The organism is Streptomyces sp. NPDC002671, assembly GCF_053592475.1.
Genome location: NZ_JBSFVU010000024.1, coordinates 98,494 through 115,361, shown reverse-complemented (window position 1 = coordinate 115,361; position 16,868 = coordinate 98,494). Strand labels below are relative to the sequence as shown.

General features: G+C 68.9%; 15 protein-coding genes and 1 pseudogene. 10 read left to right on the top strand and 6 right to left on the bottom strand.

All coding sequences use genetic code 11. From position 1 onward, the window contains the following. The first annotated feature begins 8 nt into the window (after positions 1 to 8). Together ACWD35_RS31745 and ACWD35_RS31740 are read left to right on the top strand one after the other, a co-directional pair. The gene (locus ACWD35_RS31745) at positions 9 to 1,001 is read left to right on the top strand and encodes a zinc-dependent alcohol dehydrogenase family protein (protein WP_451354785.1); all 993 of its coding nucleotides are present in this window, start codon (positions 9 to 11) and stop codon (positions 999 to 1,001) included. A 109-nt stretch (positions 1,002 to 1,110) separates the two neighbouring features. Then, a complete protein-coding gene (locus ACWD35_RS31740) occupies positions 1,111 to 1,773 on the top strand; it encodes an NADPH-dependent F420 reductase (protein ID WP_451354784.1) in 663 nt (220 codons plus the stop codon). A gap of 26 nt (positions 1,774 to 1,799) precedes the next feature. Here the strand turns inward: ACWD35_RS31740 and ACWD35_RS31735 are convergent, their stop codons facing one another. From ACWD35_RS31735 to ACWD35_RS31725, 3 genes are all read right to left on the bottom strand, one after another. Continuing rightward, entirely contained in the window at positions 1,800 to 2,354 is a 555-nt protein-coding gene (locus ACWD35_RS31735) for a GH25 family lysozyme (protein ID WP_451354783.1), read from the bottom strand. Between the two features lie 110 nt (positions 2,355 to 2,464). Next, a complete protein-coding gene (locus tag ACWD35_RS31730) occupies positions 2,465 to 3,502 on the bottom strand; it encodes a phosphatidylinositol-specific phospholipase C domain-containing protein (protein ID WP_451354782.1) in 1,038 nt (345 codons plus the stop codon). A 177-nt stretch (positions 3,503 to 3,679) separates the two neighbouring features. Beyond that, a complete protein-coding gene (locus ACWD35_RS31725) occupies positions 3,680 to 5,152 on the bottom strand; it encodes a polysaccharide biosynthesis tyrosine autokinase (protein ID WP_451354781.1) in 1,473 nt (490 codons plus the stop codon). A 345-nt stretch (positions 5,153 to 5,497) separates the two neighbouring features. On the opposite strand from ACWD35_RS31725, the gene ACWD35_RS31720 reads away from it, so the two are divergent. From ACWD35_RS31720 to ACWD35_RS31705, 4 genes are all read left to right on the top strand, one after another. Next, a complete protein-coding gene (locus ACWD35_RS31720) occupies positions 5,498 to 6,229 on the top strand; it encodes an LPXTG cell wall anchor domain-containing protein (RefSeq protein WP_451354780.1) in 732 nt (243 codons plus the stop codon). Between the two features lie 91 nt (positions 6,230 to 6,320). Next, positions 6,321 to 7,118 carry a glutaminyl-peptide cyclotransferase gene (locus ACWD35_RS31715; protein ID WP_451354779.1) on the top strand — a complete coding sequence of 266 codons (798 nt, stop codon included), beginning with the start codon at positions 6,321 to 6,323 and terminating at the stop codon, positions 7,116 to 7,118. Between the two features lie 245 nt (positions 7,119 to 7,363). Continuing rightward, positions 7,364 to 8,500 (top strand): glycosyltransferase, encoded by a 1,137-nt coding sequence (locus ACWD35_RS31710; protein ID WP_451354778.1) that lies wholly within the window; start codon positions 7,364 to 7,366, stop codon positions 8,498 to 8,500. Beyond that, positions 8,497 to 9,435, top strand: coding sequence for an NAD-dependent epimerase/dehydratase family protein (locus tag ACWD35_RS31705; protein WP_451354777.1), 939 nt, complete (start codon positions 8,497 to 8,499; stop codon positions 9,433 to 9,435). The genes ACWD35_RS31710 and ACWD35_RS31705 overlap by 4 nt, the downstream gene beginning before the upstream one ends. 38 nt (positions 9,436 to 9,473) lie before the next feature. Here ACWD35_RS31705 and ACWD35_RS31700 read toward each other — a convergent pair. Next, positions 9,474 to 9,569, bottom strand: a pseudogene (locus ACWD35_RS31700) (IS481 family transposase); the annotation flags it as partial. 191 nt (positions 9,570 to 9,760) lie between these two features. Further along, positions 9,761 to 11,047: a nucleotide sugar dehydrogenase gene (locus ACWD35_RS31695; RefSeq protein ID WP_451354776.1), complete on the bottom strand. Its 1,287-nt coding sequence runs from the start codon at positions 11,045 to 11,047 to the stop codon at positions 9,761 to 9,763. Positions 11,048 to 11,293: 246 nt separating this feature from the next. Between ACWD35_RS31695 and ACWD35_RS31690 the strand changes: the two genes are divergently transcribed. Together ACWD35_RS31690 and ACWD35_RS31685 are read left to right on the top strand one after the other, a co-directional pair. Then, on the top strand, positions 11,294 to 12,364 hold the full coding sequence (locus tag ACWD35_RS31690; protein ID WP_451354775.1) for an NAD-dependent epimerase/dehydratase family protein: 1,071 nt from the start codon (positions 11,294 to 11,296) through the stop codon (positions 12,362 to 12,364). Between the two features lie 17 nt (positions 12,365 to 12,381). Further along, positions 12,382 to 13,533 carry an MraY family glycosyltransferase gene (locus ACWD35_RS31685; RefSeq protein WP_451354774.1) on the top strand — a complete coding sequence of 384 codons (1,152 nt, stop codon included), beginning with the start codon at positions 12,382 to 12,384 and terminating at the stop codon, positions 13,531 to 13,533. A gap of 67 nt (positions 13,534 to 13,600) precedes the next feature. On the opposite strand, the gene ACWD35_RS31680 is transcribed toward ACWD35_RS31685, so the two are convergent. Then, the gene (locus ACWD35_RS31680; RefSeq protein WP_451354773.1) at positions 13,601 to 14,161 is read right to left on the bottom strand and encodes an acyltransferase; all 561 of its coding nucleotides are present in this window, start codon (positions 14,159 to 14,161) and stop codon (positions 13,601 to 13,603) included. 92 nt (positions 14,162 to 14,253) lie between these two features. Here ACWD35_RS31680 and ACWD35_RS31675 point away from each other — a divergent pair, with 92 nt between their 5' ends. Both ACWD35_RS31675 and ACWD35_RS31670 read left to right on the top strand, forming a co-directional pair. Continuing rightward, a complete protein-coding gene (locus tag ACWD35_RS31675) occupies positions 14,254 to 15,489 on the top strand; it encodes a glycosyltransferase (protein ID WP_451354772.1) in 1,236 nt (411 codons plus the stop codon). Then, positions 15,482 to 16,786 carry a lipopolysaccharide biosynthesis protein gene (locus ACWD35_RS31670; RefSeq protein ID WP_451354771.1) on the top strand — a complete coding sequence of 435 codons (1,305 nt, stop codon included), beginning with the start codon at positions 15,482 to 15,484 and terminating at the stop codon, positions 16,784 to 16,786. Before ACWD35_RS31675 ends, ACWD35_RS31670 begins: the two co-directional genes overlap by 8 nt. The last annotated feature ends 82 nt before the right edge of the window (positions 16,787 to 16,868 follow it).

Below are 16,868 nucleotides of genomic sequence, written 5' to 3'. Positions count from 1 at the left end.
TCGACGGCATGACGAACACCGCACGCACTGTGCTCTTTCACGAACTCGGCGGCCCCGACGTGCTCACCATCGAGGACGTCGAACTGCGCGCCCCGGGCCCGGACGAGGTCCTGGTGAAGGTCGAGGCGCTGGGCCTCAACCGCGCCGAGGCCCTCTTCCGCGCGGGCACCTACTACTACCAGCCCACCCTGCCCGCCTCCCGCAACGGCTACGAGGCGGCCGGCGAGGTCGAGGCGGTGGGCGAGGACGTGACCGCGTTCGCGCCGGGCGACAAGGTCCTCTCCGCCGCCAACTTCGAACTCAGTACCCACGGGGTCCACGCCGAGCGCGTCGTCCTGCCCGCCGACGCGCTCGTGTTCCGCCCCGCCGGAGTCGACGCGGTCACCGGCGCCGCCGCCTGGCTGACCTACACCACGGCCTACGGCGCCCTGGTCGAGCGGGCCGGGCTGGAGCCGGGACACCAGGTGCTGATCACCGGCGCGTCCAGTGGGGTCGGTACGGCCGCGATCCAGGTCGCCCGGCGGGCCGGCGCCGTCCCGATCGCCACCACCCGCACGCAGGCCAAGCGGCAGCAGCTGCTCGACCTCGGCGCCGAGCACGTGATCGTCAGCGAGGACGAGGACGTGGTGAAGGAGGCCCGCCGGCTGACCGGTGGCCGGGGCGTGGACATCGTGCTGGACGCGATCGGCGGCCCCGGCTTCAACGCGCTCGGCGACGCGGTCACCTGGGACGGCACCCTGGTCAGCTACGGCTGGCTGGACGAACAGCCCATCCTGCTGCCCCGGAACTGGCCGCTCACCGTCCACGGGTACGCCAACTTCGTCCTCACCGGCACACCGGAGGGCCGCCGGCGCGGCGCCCACTACCTCGGCGCCGGACTCACCGACGGCACCCTGCGCCCCGTCGTCGCCGAGGTCTTCGACGGCCTCGACCGGATCCGGGACGCCCACCGGCTGATGGAGTCCAACCGGCACACGGGCAAGATCGTCGTACGGGTCTGAGCCGGTTCACCCGATCGCCGCAGCACCCGGAATAGCCGTCGCCCCGCCGGGGTTGACGCCCATCACTGGAAACATGCATGTGCATGAGTCACCCTCTGGAGGGTCTGTCATGAAGATCGGCATCATCGGTGCGGGCAACATCGGCGGCAACCTCACCCGGCGGCTCACCGCCCTCGGCCACGACGTCTCCGTCGCCAACTCGCGCGGCCCCGAGACGCTCAAGGAACTGAGCGAGGAGACCGGCGCGACCGCCGTCCTGGCCGCGGACGCGGCGAGGGGCGCCGAGCTCGTCGTCGTCACCGTCCCGTTGAAGGCGGTCCCGAAGCTCCCCGCCGGCCTGCTGGACGGCGCGGCCGAGGGCGTCGCCGTGATCGACACCGGCAACTACTACCCGCGGGAGCGGGACGGCCGGATCGCCGGGATCGAGGACGAGGGCCTCACCGAGAGCCGCTGGACCGAGCGGCACCTCGGCCACCCGGTGATCAAGGCCTTCAACGGCACCTACGCCGAGGACATCCTGGACCGCCCCCGCCCCGCGGGCGACCCCGGCCGCCTGGCCCTCCCGGTCGCCGGCGACGACGCGGCGGCCAAGGCCAAGGTCCGCGCCCTGATCGACGAACTGGGCTTCGACACGGTCGACTCGGGCGGCATCGACGACTCCTGGCGCCAGCAGCCCGGCACCCCGGTGTACGGCCTCCGAGAAGGCACGGCGGCGGTACAGAAGGCCCTCGCCGAGGCGCCCCGGGAACGCCCGGCGGAGTTCCGGGCGTAGCCGGGCCCGGCCGGCCGGGTTCCGGGTTACGGAGCGGCCCACCCGCGTAGTTCGTCCACGTCCGCGAAGTGGGCCACGTCCTTGTCGTGCGGCTGGGAGGTGTACTGGTGGAACCGCCAGTGCGCCTTGATGCGGGGCTTGCCGGCGGTGACGTAGTCGGCGATCCAGAGGCCGTCGCCGGCGTACGAGGTGGTGTCGACGTTCAGCCAGAAGTCGCGGCTGCAGTAGAGGACGACGCGGTTGTCCGGGCGCAGGTGCTTCAGCTTCCGGATGAAGGCGTCCTTCTCCGCGTTGGTCGCGTGCGTGCCGTCGTCGGTGGTCTCCCAGTCGACGGCGAGGATGTCGCCCGGCCGTTCCGGGGCGTGCTGGAGGAAGTGCTCGGCCTGGGCGGTGAGGTTGCCGGGCCACAGGAAGTGGTAGAAGCCGACGACCAGTCGCGCCTCGCGGGCGGTCCCGGTCTGGTGCGCGAGCCTGGGGTTGACGTACGAACGGCCCTCCGTCGCCTTGATGAAGGCGAAGGAGAGGCCGTCCGTGCTGTACGAGGAGGACTGGAACGAGCTGACGTCGATGCCGTGGAGCATGGCGGACTCCGTAAATGCCAGTGGGGTGACAGGAGTTGACTGCTGTATGCCCCACCTTGGCACGAAGGATCCCTCCGCACCCCGGAAACGTCGACTTCGGAACGGAGTACTCAGCTTCGGGTGGTCACCGAACTCAGCACCGACGCCGATTTCGCCGACCAGTCCGAGGTGATGAGACTCGCGTGGTCCCCCGCCAACAGGGCGAGCCGGGCGGCGACTTCGGCGTCCGTGGGGTTGGTGGAGGAGATTGCCGGGGACACGCCGTCGGCGCCCGTCATGATCAGGATGTAGTGGTTCGCGGAGTAGAACGCCGTGTTGTATCCGCCGTTCACGTACGTAGCCGCGTCCCCGTCGAAGAACACGAACCAGGGCCGGATCGAGGCATCGTAACTGGTGCGCGGATCGCCGTTCTCGGCGCCCAGGACGGCCGGAAAGGCCTCGGCGGAGGAGATGCGGCCGGCGGCGTACAGGTCCCGCAGATGGTCCCCGTACTCCTCGTCCGTCCAGTAGCTGTCGAACGGGTTGGCCTGCTCCACCGTGCCCGGGATCAGCTCGAACAGGAACTTGCCCTTGAGGGAGTCACGGGAGGGCCAGGCATTGGCCTTGGCCGCCGCGTCCAGGGAGGCGTACGTTCCGCCCAGCAGATCCGCCGGCTTGAAGACGCTGCTGCCGAGCTTCTGTGACACGAGCGAGTCGAACGCGGCAGGGCCGAGGCCCGCCTTGTTGTAGAAGCCGACCTTCATCTCGACCTTGACGACGATCGGCGGGTGGTCGGGGTGGAGCTGGTTCCAGGCGGCCATGTTGTCCAGGCAGCTGCCCAGATCCTGGTTGCGGCTCTTGCTGTACAGCTCGGCCGGGGTCTTCGCGGCCTCGCAGTTGTTGTCGTTGCCCCACGGATTGCTGTGACTGACCCGCCACCGGTGGCTGATCGTGTCGACGTACACGTCCAGCTCCAGCAGCGAGGCTCCCGAGTCCAACGCCTGTGCGAAGTAGGTGTACTTGGCCTTGTCGTACGCGTTGTGCGTTCCGATGGCCGTCGTCTCGGAGAGTTTCGGCGACGCCGCGCGGGCGTGTGCCGGTACTGCTACCAACAGCGCGGCGGCGCCCACCAGCGCCGCCAGCCGTCTCACCATGCGAGTCGAGCGCATGCTCAAGTCCCCCCTGCTGTGGTCGGGTTGGCGGCAGCGTAGGGGCTGACAGTTACTGTGCGGTAGCCCCTGGAGGAACTTCAGCCGCCCGCCGAGCCGGTCGCACCTCGGCGGGCCGCCGTGGCCGCCACCACTGCGTCACAGCGCCCCGAAACCACCCGGTCCTCCCGATCCGGGTCAGGTCCGGCTCGCACGACGCGCGTCCGCGGGTCCGCCTGCCGCGCCCCGGGAGGCCGCGGCGCGAGGAGGGGGCAGCTCGCCGTACTGCCCGTACTGCCCGTACCTGCCGTAGTGGTTGCCCTTGGGGACCGGAGCCATGCTGAAGACGGTGCCGAGGACGCGAACGCCCACGCGGTCCAGCGATGCCGAGGCGGAGCGAACCTGGTCCCGGCTGGTCTTGGCGGCGCGGACGACGAGCAGCGCGCCCTGGGTGAGCGACGCGAGCCCGATGGTGTCGGCGACCGGCAGCAGCGGCGCGGTGTCGACGATCACGACCTCATAGGTGTCCGCCAGCTCCCGCAGCACCTCTTCCATGCGCGCCGAGGCGAGCAGCTCCGTCGGGTTCGGCGGCACGGCGCCGGCGGCGAGCACCGAGAGGCGGGCCGCGGCCTGCTGCATCACGTCCTCGATGCGGGCCTGCCCGATGAGCACCGTGGTCAGACCCGCGTCCTGGACCAGGCCGAAGGTCGAGGCCACGCACGGGCGGCGCAGATCACCGTCCACCAGGCAGGTGGAGACGCCGGCCTCGGCGAGCGAGAGGGCCAGGTTCACCGCGGTGTTGGTCTTGCCCTCACCGGGCACCGAACTCGTCACGGCGATGATCCTGGGTCGGTCGTCGACCTGGGAGAACTGCAGATTGGTGCGCAGCTTACGGAAGGCCTCGGCGCGCTTGGAGTGCCCGCCGGCACCGGCGAGGGGCCGCTTCGGGGCGTTCTTGTCGTACGGGATGGTGGCGAGGCCCGGCAGCGTCAGCAGCTCGCCCAGCGCCTCGCTGGTCTTGAGCGTGGTGTCGAGGGTCTCGCGCAGGGCGACCGCCCCGGCACCGAGCAGCAGACCGCCGATCATTCCTGCGGCCAGGTACGGCAGCGGGCGGGGCGAGACCGGAACGGTGGGGGCGACGGCTTCCTGGGTGACGCCCAGTGAAACGGGTGATGCTGCGGCCTTGTCGTCGGGTCGGCTCTTTCCGGGCGGCGCCGGGACAGGGTTGTGCTTGGGCGTCTCCAGTCGTTCGACGACCGCGCTGAACCGCTCCGCCACGGCGTTGGCGATGCGTGCCGCCCGACCGGATGCGGTGTCCCGGACGGCGATGTCGATGAGCACGGTGTTGAGCGGGGCGGAGGCGGTGATCCGCGATGCCAACTCCTCCGGTGTGATGTGCAGTCCCAGTTCCCTCACCACGGGCTTGGTCACCTGACTGGTCGTCACGATCGCCGCGTAGGACTGCACACGTGCCTGCGAGAAGCTCTGCCCCTGGTTCAGCTGGGTGGAATCGTCGCCACTGCGGGTGGCGACGAAGAGCTGAGTCCTGGCCTCATAGACGGGGGTGCTCAGCAATGTCGCGGCGAGTGCCGCTCCGATCGAGAGCGCCAGGCAGACCGCGACGGTCGGCCAGCGTCTGGCAAGAGCCTTCAGGAATCCGTGGAGATCCACGCTGCACCCCTCGTAGGACCGGAGGGAACGGCCGGAATAGGATAGTCCGTTCCCTGTTGCGCGCAGCAGACGATAGGGACTCGTGCGCTCCGGGAGGGGCAGCCACCCCCATGTCGGCCTGTCGATTGACCCGGGCGGCACAAAGGGGCCGGATGCCCCGCCGGTGCGACGGTGTGAGCCATCGAGAAGAGGGAGGGCTAATCCTTCGGGTGACTCCTGGGCGCCACCACGTTAGTTGGCTCGGATATGTCTCATCTATTCGATATGTCCAAAACTTGAGGTCCGCACCCCGAGTCCGGCCGACGCCTGCCGTCCGGGCCGAGCCGACGAGAGTGAGTGAAGAAAATGACGACAACGCCCAGATGGCGCGCCGCACTGGCATCGGCAGCATGTGCTGCCGTGCTCGTCGCCGCACCGCTGGCAGCAGCCCAGACCACCTACGCGCAACCGTACCCGCCCACGTCGACGCTCCTGTCCGTCAGTAGCAACGACGTGACACCCGGAGCCGCGGTGAGCTTCGCGACCGGCACCATCTTCGGCCCGGGGGCGAGCGTCACGGTGTTCCTGGAATCAACGCCGGTCGTCATCGGTCACTTCGTGGCCGATAGCAACGGAGCGGTGTCGGGGACTGTGACCATCCCGAATCCGTGCCCGCCCGGCTGGCATGTCTTCCGGGTTCACGCGGACACTCCCGACCGCAGCGCCGCCGTCAGCATCTACGTGGAGGATGGCTCAACCCCGCCCCCTTCGAGCCCGCCCCCGACGAGCCCGCCCCCTTCGAGCCCGCCTCCGACGAGCCCGCCTCCGACGAGCCCGCCTCCGACACACACCCCGCCTCCGACACACACCCCGCCCCCTACGCATCATCCGAAGCCGGAACCGTCACACCACGGTGGACACCACGAAAACGGCGGGGACGACGGACGCAACCCCGGCCACCAGGGACGGGCGACGAACCAAGACAGCCTCGCGAACACGGGCAGTGACAAGGGCATGACTCTGGGCGCCGCCGCAGCGGCACTGCTCGTGACGGGTAGTGGCACGATGCTGGCCGTGCGCCGTCGCCGCAGGTCATGACGCTGCTGAACCTCCGCATGGCGGAATCATGGCGCCCCGGCTTCGGCCGGGGCGTCGTGCACCGCCGTGCCGAAGGGGAGGGGTGCGTGCGGTGCGTCAGCGTCTGCGGCGGCTGAGGGCTTTGGCGCTCGCGGCTGCGCTCACGTTCGGAGCATGCGGCGCCGGACAGCGGGCGGACGGTGGCGCCGACGCGGTCGAGCGTCTGCGGGTCAAGGTGCTCCAAGTCCTGCCGCACGACCCGAAGGCCTTCACCGAGGGCCTTGAGATGGCCGACGGCACACTCTACGAGAGCGCCGGGCTGTCTGCCCGGTCCTCCCTGCGCGCCGGGCCCCCCGGCAAACCGCCCCACGTGCGCGCCGAGTTGCCCGCACCGCTCTTCGGTGAGGGGATCACGCTGCTCGGCCGGACCCTGTGGCAGCTGACCTGGCGGGACCGGATCGCCATCGAGCGCGACGCCAAGACGCTCGCGGAGCTGCGCCGTGTCCCCTATCCGGACGATGGTTGGGGCGTATGCCTTCAGCGGGCACGGCACCGACTGGTGACGAGCGACGGTTCGGCACGGCTGACGTTCCGTGACCCCGGGACGCTCGCGAAGACGGGTGAGGTCGTTGTGACCGACGGGGGCCGCCCGGTGACGGAGCTGAACGAACTGGAGTGCGTCGGAGCCGCCGTGTACGCCAACGTGCTTTTCAGCGAGCGGATCGTGCGCATCGATCCCGCGACCGGAGCGGTGACGGCGAATGTCGACGCGTCGGGACTGCTGCGCGGCGACGAACTCGTCCCGGGGGCCGCGCTGAACGGCATCGCGGCTGTCCCCGGAACGGATCAGTTTCTGATCACGGGGAAGTTCTGGCCCAAAATGTTCCGCGTGCTGTTCGTCCCGGCCTGACGGGAGATCAGCGGGCCGAGTACGGCAGGGCCGAGTACGCCATAGGTGTGGTGCTCCTTTTGCCGGACGGCACGTCGCCGTCGCCTCCTCGGCCCGTCCTGCCAGCATGACTGCCCGTCGTGATCATGTATCGGCGCCCGCCAAGCGGTTGGCCAGGAACGCAGTGAGGCTGAATGGTGATTGCCCGGCGCCGCACGGTCGGCCCCCCATCGTCCCGTATCCGGGTGATGAGGGTCATCGCGAGAATGAACGTGGGCGGTCCGGCCCTCCAGGTCTCCGCGCTGATGCGAGGGCTCGACACCGAGTTGTTCGATCACCGGCTCTACGCCGGGTTCGTGGGCCCGGGCGAAGCCGACTACGTGGATCAGCGGGCCCCCGATGTCCAGGTCCACCGGGTACCCACCCTGGGCCGGGCTGTGCGGCCCACCGACGACCTGCGTGCGCTGGCCGAACTGTCCGCTGCCATGCTCCGGTTCCGACCGCACATCGTGCACACGCACACCGCCAAGGCCGGCGCACTCGGCCGTGCGGCGGCCCTGCTCGCGCGGGTGCCGGTACGCGTGCACACCTTCCACGGCCACCTCCTGCACGGCTACTTCACACCGGCGAAGACGCGGCTGGTGGTACACGCCGAACGCAGCCTGGCAGCCACGACCGATCGGCTGGTGGCGGTGGGGTGCAGCGTCCGTGACGACCTCCTGGCCGCCGGAATCGGCCGACCCCGGCAGTACGCCGTGGTCCCGCCCGGCACGACGCTGGCCGTGTCGCCATCGCGCTCGCAGGCACGCGAGCAGCTCGGCCTGCCGCAGGACTGCCCCGTCGTCGCCTATGTCGGGCGGGTGACGAGGGTCAAGCGGCCCGATCGATTCCTGTCGGTGGCCCGAGAGGTGCGCCGCGCCGTGCCGGACGCCCGATTCCTCGTGTGCGGGGAGGGAGACCTGCACGGCGACCTGGAAGCAGCCGCCGATCTGCGCGAGTCGCTGCATCTGCTGGGCTGGCGCGCCGATGTGGAGACCGTGTACGCCGCCGCGGATCTGGTGCTGCTCACCTCGGACAACGAAGGTATGCCGGTCAGCCTCATCGAGGCGGGCCTCGCCGGCCTACCGGCCGTGGCAACGAACGTGGGCAGCGTGGCAGAGGTGGTACAGGACGGACGTACCGGGCTTCTGGCTTCCACCGACGCCCATGACCTCACCCGTCACGTCGTCAGGCTCCTGAGCGACGACCGGCTCCGCCACCGAATGGGACAGCAGGCCCACTCCTGGACGACACGGCAGTTCGGGGCCGAGCGCCTGGTCCAGAACACCCACGACCTGTACGCCTCCGTCGCCGAAGCACGCGGCTGGTGGCCGACAGCCCTAACGAAAGGCGTGAATCGTTGAACGTTGTAGTGACCGGAGGCGCCGGCTTCATCGGATCGAACCTCTGCCGCGAGCTGGCCTCCCGGGCCTCCATCGGCAAGGTCGTCGCCCTGGACGACCTGAGCACCGGTTCCGCGGCCAATCTCGCGGGCACGGACGTGGAACTGATCGAGGGCAGCATCCTCGACCGGGACCTGGTCGACCACGTGGTGGCAGGGGCCGACGCCGTGGTCCATCTGGCCGCGCGACCGTCCGTGCCGCGTTCCCTGGCGGATCCGTTCGCCAGCCATGAGGTCAACGCCACCGGCACGGTACGCGTACTTGAGGCGTGCCGCCGCCGGAACACCCACCTGGTCGTCGCGTCGTCCTCCTCCGTGTACGGCTCGATCACCGACCTGCCCAAGCACGAGGACCTGCCGTCCCGACCACTCAGTCCCTACGCGGCCAGCAAACTCGCGGCCGAGGCCTATGCGCTCGCCTACGGAGCGGCCTTCGGCCTGCCGGCTCTCGCTTTCCGCTTCTTCAACGTCTACGGCCCGCTGCAGCCTGCGGGACACGCCTACGCCGCGGTCGTTCCGGCCTTCATCGATGCGGCACTGCGCGGTCGACCGCTGACGGTCTTCGGGGACGGCCACCAGACCCGCGACTTCACCTACGTCGGCACGGTCGCACGGGTGCTCGCCGACGCCGTCCTGCGGAAGGTGACCTGCGCAAGCCCGGTCAACCTGGCCTTCGGCACCCGGGTCAGCGTCCTGGAACTCGCGCACCACCTGGCCAAGGCGCTGGAGCTGGCGGTCGAGATCCGTCATGAGGCACCCCGCCGTGGTGACGTGCGGGACTCCCAGGCCGACGACGGGATGCTCCGCAGCCTCTTCACGGGCCTGGAGGCGGTTCCGCTGGAACGGGGCCTGGCCGAGACCGTCCGGTGGTTCCGCTCCCTGCCGGCGTACGCCTAGGTCCTGTCGTCAAATTCCCGTCGTTCGCCCGGAGGGCGGGCCGCGCGGCCGAGGACTTTGTGGCCGCCGCCGTCGGGGATGTGCCCGGGCTTCCTGACATCGATGGGGACCAACTCACCAGGGCGGGCGCGTTCGCAGCGGCGGACGGGCCCGCCATCGGTCGTGTTCGGCCCTGGACCGAGCGGCCCGATGCGGCAGCCCGCGGCACGGCGCCCCACGGGCTCTACGAACCACAGCCCGGCGGCTCCTGGTAACCGTTGGTCAGGCCACCAGGAGCCGCCGGGGCGAGGGGCGAGGGGTGCGCGGCGTCTCGGCGCCGAGACCGTCAGAGGATCTCGACGCGCCCCCCTCGGCAGCGGTTGCGCGTGTCGAGCACGTAGGCCGCGGCCTCCTCGACGAGCGCGTAGTCGAAAGCATCGTGGTCGGTCACCACGACGACCGCGTCGGCCGCCCGGATCTCCGCCTCGGTGAGTTCCACCCGGGTGATGTCCGGGGGAACGAGGTAGGAGTCGGTGTGCGGCTCCGCCACGACCAGCCGGGCGCCGAGCTTGAGCAGTGACTGGGCGAGAACGAGAGCAGGCGACTCGCGGATGTCGCCGGTGTTCTTCTTGTAGGCCAAGCCGAGTTGCAGTACCCGTGAGCCCTTCACCGACTTGCCGCGTTCGTTCAGCCCGCGGGTGATCCGCCGGACGACGTGCTCAGGCATCTGGTCGTTGATCTCGTTCGCCAGGGTGATGAACCGGAGGTCCTGCTTCAGCATCCTCTTGACCTGCCAGGACAGATAGGAGGGGTCCACGGGCAGACAGTGTCCGCCCACGCCCGGACCGGGCCTGAACGGCATGAACCCGAACGGCTTGGTGCCGGCGGCCTCGACGGCCTCCCAGATGTCGGCCCCCAACTGCCTTGCCACCATGGCCATCTCGTTGACCAGGGCGATGTTGACATGGCGGTAGGTGTTCTCCAGCAGCTTGGTCAGCTCGGCGGTGCGGCAGGAACTCACGGGCACGGTGTGCTCCACGATGTCGCCGTAGAAACGCTCGATGCTGCGCAGTGACGCGGCGTCGATCCCGGAGATGACCTTGGGCGTGTTCTCCAGGTGCCAGTCGGGGTTCCCGGGGTCGATGCGCTCGGGGCTGTAGCCGAGGTGGAAGTCACCGCCCGCCTTCAGTCCGCTGCCCGCCTCCAGCAGCGGACGCAGCAGGCTCTCGGTCGTCCCCGGATACGTGGTGGACTCCAGGATGACGGTGGCGCCGGAGGTGAGATGCGGGGCGACACTCCGTCCGGCACACTCCACGAAACTCAGATCGGGTACGCCCTCGCGCAGCGGCGTCGGCACGGTGATGACGCAGACGTCGAAACCGTCGGTCTGCCCGTACTCGGTGGTGGGGCGGAAGCGACCGCTGCCCACAGCGGCCATGAGGCGCGCGTTGCCGACACCTTCGATGTAGGAGTCGCACGCATCCAGGCGCTTGACACGCAACTCGTCCGTGTCGACCCCGACGACGGTATATCCCGCTTCGACACCTCGCATGGCCAGGGGAAGGCCTACGTATCCCAGGCCCACGACGATCAGCTTGCCCCTGTCGGCACCGCGTCTCTGCTGCACCCTCATCACCTCAGGTACTCGGGGGGAATGGCATATGCCATCCCCATTGGCGCACGTGCGGCGTCGCTAAGGTAAGAACCTGCGTGATGTGTTTTGCGGGTATCACCCTGATTCCGTAACCGGTAGGCGCGCCGAGGGCCAACCTCACCTGACGAGGTTTCAATATCCGCTATTCATCGCATAGGTGAACGTTGGCTCAGCCGTTGAGCCCCGCGGAATTTCCTACGCCCCCGAACCGGAGTGAAGCCCCACATGGATCGAAGTTCGCATTTCCTTGTCACCGGTGGAGCCGGCTTCATCGGCTCCCATCTCGTGGACGCGTTGCTGGCCGACGGACACAGTGTGGTGGTCCTCGACGACCTCACCACCGGACGGAAGGAAAACCTCCCCCAGGACGGGTCGAACCCACGCCTCCGATTCCGCCAGGGCTCCGTTCTGGATGCGCCGCTCGTCGACGAGCTGGTGCAAGAGTGCGACATCGTCGTCCATTTGGCTGCGGCCGTTGGGGTCAAACTCATCGTCGAGCAGCCACTGAGGTCGTTCATCACGAACACCAAAGGCACCGAGAACGTCATCGAGTCCGCGCAGCGACACACGCGCAGAATTCTGCTCGCCAGCACGTCGGAAATCTATGGAAAGAACTCGTCCGGGCCGCTCAGCGAGACCTCCGACCGCATCCTGGGGAGCCCCTCCGTGGCCCGGTGGTCGTACAGCACGGCCAAGGCGGTGGACGAGATCATGGCCTGCCTCTACCACCAGGAGCGAGGACTGCGGTCGACCGTCGTCCGGTTCTTCAACACCGTGGGGCCCCGCCAGAGTCCGGCGTACGGCATGGTCATCCCGCGCTTCGCCATGCAGGCCGTGCACGGCGAACCCCTGACGGTCCATGCGGACGGCAGCCAGAGGCGCTGCTTCCTTCATGTCGCCGACGCCGTCGCGGCGCTGCTGCTCCTGCTGGAAAACCCGAAGTCGGTGGGAGAGACCTTCAATATCGGCGCGGACGGTGAGATCAGCATCCGCGAGCTCGCCGAGGAGGTCATCGCTCAGGCCGAAAGCGACTCAAAGGTGGAGCATCTGTCGTACGACGAGGCGTACGGACCAGGCTTCGAGGACATGGAGCGACGGGTTCCCGACACGACGAAGCTCCGCGCCCTGACGGGTTGGCGCCCTCGGCACACCCTCACCGACATCATCGGCGATGCGATCGCGGATGCCCGTGCCGGACGGTGCGGCAACCAGTCGGATCGCGCGCCGGGCACCCCGGAGCAACGTCTTCCCCCGACCCGCCAGCCCGTTGCCGGGACTGCTCTGGCGGGGCGGTGACCGGCGTGAGCACAGCAGTGGCGACGGCCGGCGCGGCCGTCGCGGCCCTGCTGCTGGGCCTGCTGCTGACGGAGCCGCTGAGGCGCCTGGCCCTGCGCCGTGGTATCACCGACCAGCCCAGTGCCCGCAAGGCGCACACCAGGCCAACGCCTTATCTCGGGGGTGTCGCCGTTGCGGTCGCCACCCTTGCCGTGGGCACGGCCGCGGCGTTCGCCGGGGACGACTTCGACCTGGATCTCGGCGTACTGCTGGGCAGCGCGGCTCTCATGTGCGTCCTGGGGCTGATCGACGATCTGCGCCAGCTCAGCCCGCGGCTTCGGCTGTGCGTCGAGACAGCGGCGGCCGTGGTGGTGGTGCTGGCAGGGGGGCATCCCACGGTCTTCGGTGGCGCGGTCGACGCGGTGATCGCCGTCGTGTGGATCGTTTTCGTGACGAATGCGTTCAATCTGCTGGACAACATGGACGGTGCGGCATCGTCCCTGTGTGTCGTCCTCGGCGGATTCCTCTGCCTGACCGCCCTGACCGGCGGCGCGGTGGGTCTGGGAGCGGTGATGGCGGCCCTTGCCGGGGCCGGTCTCGGTTTCCTGTTCCACAACAGGCATCCGGCACGGATCTTCCTCGGCGACGCGGGCTCGCTCTTCCTCGGCTTCACGCTGGCCTCGACGACGGTGGTGGTCCACCAGGACGTCGTGGGCCTTTCCGGCCCTGTCGGCCTGCTGCTCGCCACCCTTGTGCCGACAGTGGACACCACGCTGGTGATGCTGTCCCGTTACCTGGAGTCGAGACCTCTGATGCAGGGTGGGACGGACCATGTCGCCCACCGCTTGCGTCGTTTGGGCCTGACGGTGCCGCAGGTCGCCTGGTGCCTCAGCGTTTTCGCGGTGGCGGGCTGCCTGACGGCGATGCTGGTGACCCACGGGCTGCTCGCTCCCGGCATCGCGCTCGCCGCCGCCTGCGCGGTGGGCATCGGCGCCGTGCGGCTGCTGCTCGGAGTTCCCTCCGGCGCGAAGGTTTCTCCGTATGCCGAAGTCCCGGCCGGGGCATCAGTGCCCGGCGGCGCCCGCGGCACGGTGCCGCAATCGCGTGAACATGTACGGCAACAAGCACAGGAAACAGGGAAGGGCACCACGCTGTCGCCGGCCACAGGCACTCGGGCCGCGCAGCAGTGATGACCGAGGGGCGACGGCGCCGGGCCTCAGGTCCGGCGCCGTCGCCCCTCGGTCGACGGACGTCCGTTCACTTCGTGCGAGTACGGATCACCCTGGCCGGATTCCCCGCCACGACCGTCTCGGCCGGAACATCCTTCGTCACGACGCTGCCGGCCCCGACGGCGGCGCCCCGACCGATGGTCACTCCTGGCAGGACCGTCACCCGGGCGCCGATGAAGACGTCTTCCTCCACGACGATGTCCTCATGCACCGAAGGCAGATCATGGAAGTGCCCTCCGGCTTTGGGAACGGGGTGGTCCCCCGTGATGAAGAGGCATTCCGGCCCCATGTTCACATAGGCGCCCAGGGATACGCGGCCCAGTCCGAGAATCCGGGTTCCCTGCCCGATCACGGCGTATCGTCCCAGTCGCAGGGACGGCGGCAGGCTGACCCGGGCGTGGATCATGACCGGCCTCCGCACGTCCTCGCAGATCTTCTGCGCGCACCAGGCACGTAGGGTGCGCGTGCCTGGCATGCGCCAGTCCAGCCGCTGCGCGATCAGCTTGTAGAAGCAGCGGACCCCCCAGACGATGGGTCCATTATTCATACGGGCTTTCCTTTCATCAGAAAGGCAGGTGTCGGCAGGCATCGGGCGCATGCATGAGGAGGAATGTGCTCCGCAGTGACACGCGGACGTGCAGCCACCAAAACCGCAGCTTCGAGTGATATGCCGCATATGCTATGGCAGCACGTACACGATTCACGGGAATAACGGGTGTGCCGCACATGCCATTGACTGACGAAACGCCAGCAGCCCAGGCTGCGACCGCCGAGGACACCCGTACGGTTCAACTTCCCTCGCACATCGTCCTATTGATCGGGCAGCTCGGTCTCGGTGGTGCGGAGAAACAACTCGTTCTGCTCGCCCGTGGGCTGAGTAAACGAGGCATCCGCACCCAATTGCTGGTATTTTTCGATAAGGGGCCGCGCGAGGAGGAACTCAGGGACTCCGACGTGTCCGTGGTAGGACTCGGGTTCCGGCGCCGGCCCCTGCGGTTGAAGTCACTCCTCGGTAATGTCCGCGCCTTCGTTCGCTTTGTTGCCTTCCTGCGCAAAGAAGGGCCGCAGGTTGTCCAGGCGTTCCTGCCGCATGCCCACCTGATGGCCACTCCTGCGGCGCGGCTGGCGCGTGTGCCGGTGCTGGTGGCGGGGCGGCGAAGTCTCGGTCACTACAAGAGGGGCAACCCCTTGGCGCTCCTGCTGGAGCGGGTCGCCACACGATGGACGGACTTCGTGGTCGCCAACGCGACGGCGATCGCCGACGAGGTCCGGTGCGACGAAGGGGTACCGGCGGCCAAGATCTCCGTCATCCCCAACGGAATGCGGCCGAGTGAGTTCGAGGCCGCCGAACCCGCCGATGTCGCCACATCACTGCCCGTGGTGTTGTGCGTCGCCAACCTCGGCGTCCACAAGGGGCATCGATATCTCCTGGAAGCCTGTGCGGTGCTGCGGCGCACAGGCAACCCGTGCACCCTCGTCCTCATCGGCGACGGTCCCGAGCGCTCCAGGCTGGAGGGGCTGGCCGACGACCTGGACATCGACGTCCGATTCCTCGGGGCCCGTACCGACGTGCCCCGTTTCCTGGCCCGGGCCGACGCTTTCGTCCTGCCGTCGCTGTTCGAGGGGGCCAGCAACGCCATCATGGAGGCCATGGCGGCCGGCCGTCCGGTGGTGGCCACAGCGGTGGGCGGTACCCCCGAACTCCTCGAGGGACGCGGTGTGCTGGTTCCCCCCGAGGACGCCGCCGCCCTCGCCGAGGGGCTGCGACAAGTGCTCCGCGACCCGGAAACCGCGGCTTCCCTCGGGAGGAAGGCACGCGAGTGGGCCATGGGCAACCTTACGGCCGAGGTCATGGTGGACCGGTACCTCGCTCTCTACCGGCGACTCCTGGTGGAGGTCTCCCGACACAGTGGCTGACCGCAGACCGCAATTCGCCTGGATGCTGGTGGCCCGCGCAGGCACCCTCGCCATGGGCGTTCTCGCCAGCGTCGTCGTGGCCAGAGCGCTGCCCCCCGAGGGGCGCGGCACCTACTACATGGCCGTCACCGTCGCCACAGCCGCGATGACGCTGGGCCATCTGTCCGTCGATCAGGCGCAGACAGCAATGTGGTCGGAGGAGGGGCAACGGTCCTCCCTCGATGCGAACAGCGTTCCGTTGGGGCTTTTCCTCGGTACCGCTGCGGCTGCCGTGGCGATCGGGCTCGACCTGATGTTCCAGGGCAGGGCCAACGTCCCGGACCCGTGGCTCCTGGCAACGGCCTGTGTGGGCGTGCCTCTGGGCATGAGCGTGTATTACGGGACCAACATCAGCATGCTGCGTGATCGTACGGGCGCGGCGGGACGCGCCATGCTGGCGGGCGCGGTCGCCCAGTGCCTGTGCCTGGTCGTCCTCGGGGTGACGGGACGCCTCACCGTCCGGATGGTGGTGGTCGCGTGGGTCCTCTCCATGGTCGCTTCCTTTGCCGTGCTGATCACCGCGAGAGGGGTCACCCTCGGACGGCCGGACCTGCGTCTTGCCATCGCGACCTGCGCCAAGGGCCTGAGGCTCCACGCCGGTTCCGCGGCCGCGTACCTGCTGCTCCGGTCGGACGTCTTCCTGCTCAACGCTCTGCGTGGCCCGCGCGAGGTCGGGATCTACACACTCGCGGTGACTCTGGCCGACCTGAGCCGACTGGCCATCGATGTGTTCGCGCAGGTCACGCTCTCTCTCCAGTTCGACGGCGAGGTGAGCGGCTCCGCGCTGGTCACGGTGCGGATCATCCGGTTCATGGTGCTGCTGGGCGTCGCGTCCGCGGTGACGACAGTGACCGCGGTGTCGGCTCTGATCACCCCGCTGTACGGCGATGCGTACGAGGCCACGGCCACGCTCGTCGCCTGGCTGGTCCCTGGAGTCCTTCTGCTCTCGGCAGCCAAGCCGCTGTCCACGTTTCTGCTGCGACAGCGGTCGTCTCGTCTCGTCGTGCTTCCCTCGCTGGCCGCTCTCGTTGTGAATGTGGGGGTGAACGTCGTACTGATTCCCGTCTGGGGTGCGGTCGGCTGTGCGATCGCCTCCACCGTGGCGTACGGGACGCTGGTCGTCATCCAGGTCGTGTTCTTCAGCCGGATGAGCGGACTCGGCTGGACATGTCTGCTCCCGACGAGCGCCGAGACGACACGCTTCACGATGGAAGTGAAACGCCGCTGCAAAGTACTGCGCATCGGTGGGGCGTCATGACTGTGTACGACGACTCCGCCGGCCTGTGGACGGCGACAGGGCAGCGCGTGGTCAGCTGATCCACGCGACTGCCCTGCCCGCC

Excerpts from the sequence above, each read along its gene's own strand:
- ACWD35_RS31730 (WP_451354782.1), bottom strand. The coding sequence starts at position 3,502 with ATGCGCTCGACTCGCATGGTGAGACGGCTGGCGGCGCTGGTGGGCGCC.
- ACWD35_RS31695 (WP_451354776.1), bottom strand. The coding sequence starts at position 11,047 with ATGAGGGTGCAGCAGAGACGCGGTGCCGACAGGGGCAAGCTGATCGTC.
- ACWD35_RS31735 (WP_451354783.1), bottom strand. The coding sequence starts at position 2,354 with ATGCTCCACGGCATCGACGTCAGCTCGTTCCAGTCCTCCTCGTACAGC.
- ACWD35_RS31675 (WP_451354772.1), top strand. The coding sequence starts at position 14,254 with ATGGCAGCACGTACACGATTCACGGGAATAACGGGTGTGCCGCACATG.
- ACWD35_RS31745 (WP_451354785.1), top strand. The coding sequence starts at position 9 with ATGACGAACACCGCACGCACTGTGCTCTTTCACGAACTCGGCGGCCCC.
- ACWD35_RS31680 (WP_451354773.1), bottom strand. The coding sequence starts at position 14,161 with ATGCCTGCCGACACCTGCCTTTCTGATGAAAGGAAAGCCCGTATGAAT.
- ACWD35_RS31740 (WP_451354784.1), top strand. The coding sequence starts at position 1,111 with ATGAAGATCGGCATCATCGGTGCGGGCAACATCGGCGGCAACCTCACC.
- ACWD35_RS31720 (WP_451354780.1), top strand. The coding sequence starts at position 5,498 with ATGACGACAACGCCCAGATGGCGCGCCGCACTGGCATCGGCAGCATGT.
- ACWD35_RS31710 (WP_451354778.1), top strand. The coding sequence starts at position 7,364 with ATGAACGTGGGCGGTCCGGCCCTCCAGGTCTCCGCGCTGATGCGAGGG.
- ACWD35_RS31690 (WP_451354775.1), top strand. The coding sequence starts at position 11,294 with ATGGATCGAAGTTCGCATTTCCTTGTCACCGGTGGAGCCGGCTTCATC.